The sequence below is a fragment of the Aeromonas sp. HMWF017 genome, from assembly GCF_003061465.1.
In the GTDB taxonomy this organism is placed as follows: domain Bacteria; phylum Pseudomonadota; class Gammaproteobacteria; order Enterobacterales; family Aeromonadaceae; genus Aeromonas; species Aeromonas veronii.
This window is the reverse complement of sequence record NZ_QAJD01000184.1, coordinates 1-6,077: the sequence shown is the minus strand read 5'-3', so window position 1 is coordinate 6,077 and position 6,077 is coordinate 1. Positions and strand designations below refer to the sequence as shown.

Genomic DNA, 6,077 nt, shown 5'->3' with positions numbered 1-6,077 from the left:
GGGTAAGCGATGGCTAACTTTGCCTACAAGGGGCGTGACAGCCAGGGTAACGCGACCAGTGGCGTGGTCGAAGCGGCCAACGAGATGGCGGCCGCCGAGCAGCTGATGCGCCGCGGCGTGATGCCCACCGAGCTCAAACCGGGCAAGGCCAAATCCGCTGCCATCGACTGGTCACTGTTGCTGGAAGGGGGCGTCAAGCTGGACGAGCTGGTGATCTTCAGCCGCCAGATGTATGCCCTGACCCGGGCCGGGATCCCGATCCTGCGCGCCATTGCCGGGCTGGAGGAGAGCACTCACAGCAAGCCGCTCAAGCGGGCGTTGCACTCGCTGGGGGAAGATCTCGGCAATGGTCGCCCGCTCTCCAGCTCGATGCAGGCGCACCCCAAGGTATTCAGCAGCCTGTTTGTAGCCATCATCCATGTGGGTGAGAACACAGGTCAGCTGGAAGAGGCCTTCTTGCAGCTCGCCAACTATTTCGAGCTGGAGCTGGAGACCCGCAAGCGGATCAAGACCGCCATGCGCTACCCCAGCTTCGTGATGATCGCCATCGGTATCGCCATGGTGATCCTCAATATCATGGTGATCCCGGTGTTTGCCGGCATGTTCGCCAAGTTCGGGGTGGAGTTGCCGCTGGCGACCCGCATTCTGCTCGCCACCTCGCACTTTTTTGTCAACTATTGGTGGCTGCTGCTCGCCATTCTGGCGGGGATGGTGTTCGGCTGGCGCCGCTGGGTCGCCACCACCAAGGGCAAGCTGACCTGGCACCGCTGGCAGCTCAAGTTGCCGATCGTCGGCACCATCATAGAGCGCTCCCTGCTGGCCCGTTTTGCCCGTAGTTTTTCCATGATGCTCAAGGCAGGGGTGCCGCTGAACACGGCGCTGACCCTGGTGGCCGATGCAGTGGATAACGCCTGGATGGCGGGGCGGGTACGGGATATGCGCGCCGGTATCGAGCGGGGCGAGAGCCTGCTTCGCACTGCCAGCAGCAGCGGCCTGTTCACCCCGCTGGTGATGCAGATGATCGCCGTGGGGGAGGAGACAGGTCAGGTCGATGACCTGCTGCACGAAGCGGCCGAGTATTACGAGCGCGAGGTGGATTATGACCTCAAGAGTCTCACCGCCCGCATCGAGCCGATCCTGATCGGGATCGTGGCGGTGATGGTGCTGATCCTGGCACTGGGTATCTTCACCCCCATGTGGGACATGATGCGCGCAGTTCGCGGCAAGTAACTCGGCATCTTCACGCTTGAGTGGTGGGACATGATGCGAGCCGTAAGAGGCAAGTGAGCGGTGGAGTCGAGGGCTGGATGAACAGACAGACGCAGCAGGATGATCGCTGGCTGACCGGATATCGGCGGATCGCCGTGATCATCCTGTTGATGGTGATTGTTGCTACGTTGGTGCGTAGCTATCAGGGCCACCGGGAAGAGGCGCAGCAGCTCACTCTCACCTTGCTGGGGGAGCAATTTGCCGAGCGGGCACAGCGTTTGCACGGCATTTGGCTCGATGAGCGGCGTCCGCAGACTCTGCATGTCGCTGGCAAGGGGTGGCAGTTTGACACCCGGGGTTGGCCCCTGGGGCTGGTGCCGCTGCAATCCCCTTCGGAAAATTGCCGTCAGTTGTGGCTGGCACTGATGGGTGAGACGAAGGGGGGCATGCCTCCCCTGCAGGTTCTGGCCCGCCCCGATGGCAGTGGTTGCGAGATGGGGTGGGATGGTTATTGGCTGGTTTATCAGTTTTCTGACGGGCGGGTGATGAAAAAGCCTTGAATGAAACTAATCATATGACCCAGCTACATGATTTTTTTGGGCCTGCATGAAATAATGTGGGGCATTACGGAGGGAGCATGACAATGAAACCAATGGCACCAACAATGCCGGAAAACGGGATGAGGAGAGGGGCCGCCGGCTTCTCCCTCATTGAGCTGGTGATCGTTATCGTGATCCTGGGGATCCTGGCGGTGACTGCACTGCCGCGCTTTCTCGATGTGACTGACGAAGCGAAGAAGGCCAGCGTGGAAGGGGTCTCTGGCGGTTTTGCTACCGGCGTTTCGCTGGTGCGGGCGCAATGGGAGGCGGAAGGTCGCGCCAAACAGGACAGCCTCAATACCGTGCTCTATGACGGTAGTCGCTTCTATCTGACCACACCGACCGAGACCCAGATCAGTAACGGCGAGCTGTCGCCGGGCTATCCCATGGATACCGTTGCCAGTGGTAATCCCGATGTGGATCCGGCCAATCTGACCGCAGAACGTTGTCTCAATATTTGGGAGGGGTTACTGCAAAACCCGCCCAAGGCTACGGCCAGCTTCAATGAAGTGCGCGGTAGCGGCAATGACCTGAAATACTATGCCACAGTGAGCAGTAATGGACTGGATTCGGTCTGCCGTTACTATTTGGTCAATAGTTTGAGTAAGGGCAGTGATGGCAAGTATCAGGATCCGCAAGGCAAGACTGATGCATTTATGAGTTTCAGTTACCGCCCGGCATCCGGTCAGGTGACCACAAATATTAATTAACAGAGGAAAGTGAAATGAAAAAACAGGCGGGTTTTACCCTGATCGAACTGGTTATCGTGATCATCATTCTGGGTATTCTGGCGGTCACTGCTGCACCCAAGTTCCTGAATCTGCAGGATGATGCTCGTTATTCTGCCGCCCAAGGCGTGCAGGCTGCACTGCAGAGCAGTTCTCAAATGATCTATAGCAAGGCTGCTATTGCTGGTCTGGAGAATACAGCTTCAGGAGCAACCGTATCTGTGGCAATCAGCACTACAGATACTGTGAAAACTAACTATGGCTATCCAGTAACAGATGAAGTTGCCAAAACCGTAACTCTGGATGGATGGTCAGAAGTATCTGGCAGCAAAGGCACCTTCCGTGCAGCAAGTGCACAAGATGACAAGTGTGACGTTACTTACGCTAATACTTTGACCAGCAATACCAATCGACCAACGATTTCTATCAACACTGCGTGTAATTGATTGATGTCCGAGCGAGGCTTCGGCCTCGCTTTCTCTTTTCCCTGATGAGAAAACCCATGCCTGCAACCAAGGGCTTTACCCTGATTGAACTGGTACTGGTGATCCTGTTACTCGGGATTCTGGCCGCCTTTGCCGTGCCAAAATGGCTGGGCAAAGGCGGCTTTGAAACTCAAACCGTGCGTGACGAACTGCTGACCCGGCTGCGGCTGGTACAGACTGTCAATATGCACGAACCGGCCAATCGTTGTACCTCACTGCGGGTTGACGCGGGCCAGTTTGGCCACAGCACGCTCTCCCCTTGTGGCGATCCTGCGGCTATATCGAGCTGGAACGCTAATCAGTTCACCCGTGGTCGTCCGGTGACCCTGTCAGCCGGGATCTCCATCTCCTCGAACAAGGGCACGCCTCCTTTTGTTATCCGCTTTGATCAGATGGGCCGCCCGCTCGGTAGCTGCGTCGGTGGCTGCGAGCTACAAGTCACCGATGGCCGCGAGAGTGGCCGTATCAAGATTGAATCCGAGGGGTTTATCCATGAGATCCCTTAAACGCGGTTTTACGCTGATTGAGCTGATCGTTGGCATAGTGCTGCTGGCGGTGGCCTTGACTGGCATACTGGGGTTGCTTATCAATCAGTCGCCGCAGGCGGTAGACCCGGTGCAGCAGGTACGCGCCGCCCAGCTGGCCCAGCGCCTCTCCGGCGAGATCTTGCAAAAGTCGTTTGATGAAAAGTCGGATCATAATGGTGGTCGTTATCGTTGTGGCGAGACCTTCAATGGCCAATTTTATGGGGATTGCAGTTGCCCTGTCGGTGTGACCTGTACCCAGAATCCTCCTGCTCCGGCGATTGCGGGTTGGCAGCCCAGCCAGTATGGCCCGGATGGTGGTGAACGGGAGCCCTATACCTTTAATGATGTGGATGATTATCAGACCAGCGTCATTTGTGCCAAGGGATGGGCTGAGGTTAACTGCTTGAACAGTGACTGGATTGAGGCGACATTCTTTACTCAAGCCGATTCCAAGGTCGCAAGCGATGAATATCGCAACTACCAGGTCAGGATCGCCGTGACGCCGGATGACCTGTTTGGCAGCCCGGGTCTTAAGGCAGAGTCTATCGGCAAGCGAGTTCTGTTGCAGGTGAAGCTGCCGGATGGGAGTGTGCTCGACTTCTCCTTCTATCGGGGGAACTACTGATGGAACGCTCCTGCTTGTCTATCCGAATGTTTGCTCCTGCTGCTACTTCCGACGTCCGATTACGCTTGGCTGCTAATCGAACCTACCGCAAGCCTCGGGGTAACAGTGGCTTTACTCTGGTCGAGCTGGTGATGGTCATCCTGTTGCTCGGGATTATGGCGACCTTTACCAGCCAGTTTATCGGAATCGGCACCCAGATTTATGGCGATGCCAGTAGCCGTGAACAGTTGATGAGTGATGCCCGTTTCGCCATGGAGCGACTTAACCGCGAACTGCGCGATGCGGTGCCGGGATCGGAGCGCATTGAAGATCAGAATGGTAACTGGCTGGACCAAGGCCCCTGTCTGCGGTTCTGGCCCATCAGCAACTCGGGGCGCTATCTTGCCCTCAATCGCCCGTCTGGCGCCTCGTCCACACTTGAGCTGGTAATGGTTGCGCCTCCTGTTGCAGTTGAGCCGGTAAGCGACTGGTTAGTGGTGTTTCCCCAACCCGTTTCCAGCGGTACGCAGTCGATATGGGACCGCTGTGATTATGGTCGTTGCGTGGCGCAAGTTGAGGCTGTGGGTCCGGTGATCTCTGGAGCCCAATCAATCGGGTATAGCGGTGCGCTGCTGGATGGTACATCTCCCGGCATGAGAGCGTATTTTGCTCGCGAGCAGGTGCGTTACTGCGTATCTGGAGGGGCGCTATACCGAACCAGTGCAGGGATCAGTGCCGCTGGCAGCACTTTACCGCTAGGAGTCCTGATGGCCGAGTCACTTCGGCCTGGCAATGTCTTCTATCGTGAAACCTCGGCGTTTAACGCTGAAGGGGAGTTTGGTATGCGTTTTGTGTTCGAGCGCAAGGGGGAGTCGGTCACCTTTAACCACAAGATAGAGGTGTTCAATGTGCCCTGATCCACAGGCTTTCGGACGGATGCGAGGCAGTGCCTTGATGATCGCCCTGTTTGTGATCGTGGTGATGGCGCTGCTGGCGGCTGCCATGGGGCGTTTTCTGGTCGATAGCGGCGAAAAAAATACGGTGGAGGTGCGCAGCGTGCGTGCCCTGCTGGCCGCCCAGAGCGGGCTGGAGATTGCTCTATATCAGCTATTCCCTAACAGACCGGCTGTATCATCACCTAATCGTTGTGGTCTGGTACTTGCCACACAGCAGTTTAATGACAACATCGGTTTGGCTGGTTGTCAGGTTGTGGTTAGCTGCCGGGAGGTACCGGTGACCTATAACAACCAGAGCAACACGGGCTACCGGCTCGAGAGTGTCAGCACCTGTGGCAGCTCGGACCTTAACAGTGCCAACCCTGATTTTGCCGTGAGCCGAACCCTGATGGTCGAAGCTTATGATGGAGGAACTCCCTGATGCGCAATTTATGGATCGTCGCAGCCGTGTGGCTGTTTAGTGGCGCAGCAGGGGCCTTTCAAACTATCAATAATGGGACAACGTTTCCTGCTGTTGTACAAGGCCATGGTGGCACGAGTAATGGCTGGTGTGGGTGGTGGGGAAATAACTACTCCACTCTCACCATGAATGGCAGCGCCAAGATAACCGGCACAGAGGGGCGAACCCTAAATTTCTGTTATTCCAACCAAAATGCGGGAATGCCTGTTGATAGCTGTGATAACAGCAATGGCAGTAGAAGACTATGTACGATTACACCCGATACGATTCAGGGTCTATCCACTAGTGGGGGTAACGCATTTTTAGCTGGGAATGGTAGTAGTGGCGGAGTCCCTTTCTGTAGTGCAGGGCAGGCTATCAGTTTAGGCAGTGCAAGTCAGTATCAGTTCTCCAGCCTCTCTTTGTATAGCAGTTGCACCGTGACCTTCTCCTCAGCTCGCACCGAATATCGGATCCAGAAGATAGAGGCTGGCAATGGTGCCAAGCTGATTTTGCCTAGTGGAGACTAC

General features: G+C 56.3%; 8 protein-coding genes and 1 pseudogene. All 9 read left to right on the top strand.

Annotated elements, in window-relative coordinates:
• Positions 1 to 9 precede the first annotated feature (9 nt).
• Positions 10 to 1,230, top strand: coding sequence for a type II secretion system F family protein (locus tag DBR30_RS20720; protein WP_040069488.1), 1,221 nt, complete (start codon positions 10 to 12; stop codon positions 1,228 to 1,230).
• A gap of 77 nt (positions 1,231 to 1,307) precedes the next feature.
• On the top strand, positions 1,308 to 1,769 hold the full coding sequence (locus tag DBR30_RS20715) for a hypothetical protein (protein WP_108540860.1): 462 nt from the start codon (positions 1,308 to 1,310) through the stop codon (positions 1,767 to 1,769).
• Between the two features lie 77 nt (positions 1,770 to 1,846).
• Positions 1,847 to 2,518, top strand: a complete 672-nt coding sequence (locus DBR30_RS20710; RefSeq protein WP_108540857.1) for a prepilin-type N-terminal cleavage/methylation domain-containing protein — start codon at positions 1,847 to 1,849, stop codon at positions 2,516 to 2,518.
• Positions 2,519 to 2,532: 14 nt separating this feature from the next.
• Positions 2,533 to 2,982: a prepilin-type N-terminal cleavage/methylation domain-containing protein gene (locus DBR30_RS22790; protein ID WP_021231582.1), complete on the top strand. Its 450-nt coding sequence runs from the start codon at positions 2,533 to 2,535 to the stop codon at positions 2,980 to 2,982.
• A gap of 56 nt (positions 2,983 to 3,038) precedes the next feature.
• On the top strand, positions 3,039 to 3,527 hold the full coding sequence (locus tag DBR30_RS20700; RefSeq protein WP_108540855.1) for a prepilin-type N-terminal cleavage/methylation domain-containing protein: 489 nt from the start codon (positions 3,039 to 3,041) through the stop codon (positions 3,525 to 3,527).
• Positions 3,514 to 4,173, top strand: coding sequence for a type IV pilus modification PilV family protein (locus DBR30_RS20695; RefSeq protein WP_108540852.1), 660 nt, complete (start codon positions 3,514 to 3,516; stop codon positions 4,171 to 4,173). The genes DBR30_RS20700 and DBR30_RS20695 overlap by 14 nt, the downstream gene beginning before the upstream one ends.
• Positions 4,173 to 5,069, top strand: a complete 897-nt coding sequence (locus DBR30_RS20690) for a PilW family protein (RefSeq protein ID WP_108540849.1) — start codon at positions 4,173 to 4,175, stop codon at positions 5,067 to 5,069. Before DBR30_RS20695 ends, DBR30_RS20690 begins: the two co-directional genes overlap by 1 nt.
• Positions 5,059 to 5,529: an MSHA biogenesis protein MshP gene (locus tag DBR30_RS20685; protein ID WP_375061239.1), complete on the top strand. Its 471-nt coding sequence runs from the start codon at positions 5,059 to 5,061 to the stop codon at positions 5,527 to 5,529. The genes DBR30_RS20690 and DBR30_RS20685 overlap by 11 nt, the downstream gene beginning before the upstream one ends.
• Positions 5,529 to 6,077 (top strand): annotated as a pseudogene (locus DBR30_RS21425) (MSHA biogenesis protein MshQ); the annotation flags it as partial. The gene DBR30_RS20685 and the pseudogene DBR30_RS21425, both read left to right, overlap by 1 nt.

What these genes read in the sequence shown, in the direction of transcription:
- DBR30_RS22790 (WP_021231582.1), top strand. Translation starts at nt 2,533, where the DNA reads ATGAAAAAACAGGCGGGTTTTACCCTGATCGAACTGGTTATCGTGATC.
- DBR30_RS20685 (WP_375061239.1), top strand. Translation starts at nt 5,059, where the DNA reads ATGTGCCCTGATCCACAGGCTTTCGGACGGATGCGAGGCAGTGCCTTG.
- DBR30_RS20690 (WP_108540849.1), top strand. Translation starts at nt 4,173, where the DNA reads ATGGAACGCTCCTGCTTGTCTATCCGAATGTTTGCTCCTGCTGCTACT.
- DBR30_RS20710 (WP_108540857.1), top strand. Translation starts at nt 1,847, where the DNA reads ATGACAATGAAACCAATGGCACCAACAATGCCGGAAAACGGGATGAGG.
- DBR30_RS20720 (WP_040069488.1), top strand. Translation starts at nt 10, where the DNA reads ATGGCTAACTTTGCCTACAAGGGGCGTGACAGCCAGGGTAACGCGACC.
- DBR30_RS20695 (WP_108540852.1), top strand. Translation starts at nt 3,514, where the DNA reads ATGAGATCCCTTAAACGCGGTTTTACGCTGATTGAGCTGATCGTTGGC.
- DBR30_RS20700 (WP_108540855.1), top strand. Translation starts at nt 3,039, where the DNA reads ATGCCTGCAACCAAGGGCTTTACCCTGATTGAACTGGTACTGGTGATC.
- DBR30_RS20715 (WP_108540860.1), top strand. Translation starts at nt 1,308, where the DNA reads ATGAACAGACAGACGCAGCAGGATGATCGCTGGCTGACCGGATATCGG.